Raw genomic sequence first — 563 nt, 5'->3', positions numbered from 1 at the left:
ATTCCTTAGCCTCCTGCGTCCCTCCATTGCTCAAACAAAAACAACGGGTACAGGAATATCAACCTGTTATCCATCGCCTACGCCTGTCGGCCTCGGCTTAGGTCCCGACTAACCCTGGGCGGACGAGCCTTCCCCAGGAAACCTTAGTCATTCGGTGGACAGGATTCTCACCTGTCTTTCGCTACTCATACCGGCATTCTCACTTCTAAGCGCTCCAGCAGTCCTCACGATCTGCCTTCAACGCCCTTAGAACGCTCTCCTACCAATACACCTAAAGGTGTACTCCACAGCTTCGGTAATATGTTTAGCCCCGGTACATTTTCGGCGCAGGGTCACTCGACTAGTGAGCTGTTACGCACTCTTTGAAGGATGGCTGCTTCTGAGCCAACCTCCTAGTTGTCTGTGCATCCCCACATCCTTTTCCACTTAGCATACATTTTGGGACCTTAACTGGCGGTCTGGGCTGTTTCCCTTTTGACCATGGACCTTATCACCCACAGTCTGACTGCCGAGTACGTCTTCATGGCATTCGGAGTTTGATTATACTCAGTACCCCGGGATGG

At 51.9% G+C, this 563-nt stretch carries 1 rRNA gene; it reads right to left on the bottom strand.

Features of this window, described 5'->3' with window-relative positions:
- Nucleotides 1-563: ribosomal RNA gene (locus tag ACFFUV_RS23990) — 23S ribosomal RNA — on the bottom strand; the annotation flags it as partial.

This window comes from Vibrio olivae (assembly GCF_042428525.1).
Classification (GTDB): Bacteria; Pseudomonadota; Gammaproteobacteria; order Enterobacterales; family Vibrionaceae; genus Vibrio; species Vibrio olivae.
Note: the sequence above shows the minus strand (reverse complement) of the source record. Positions and strands in the feature narration are given on the sequence as shown.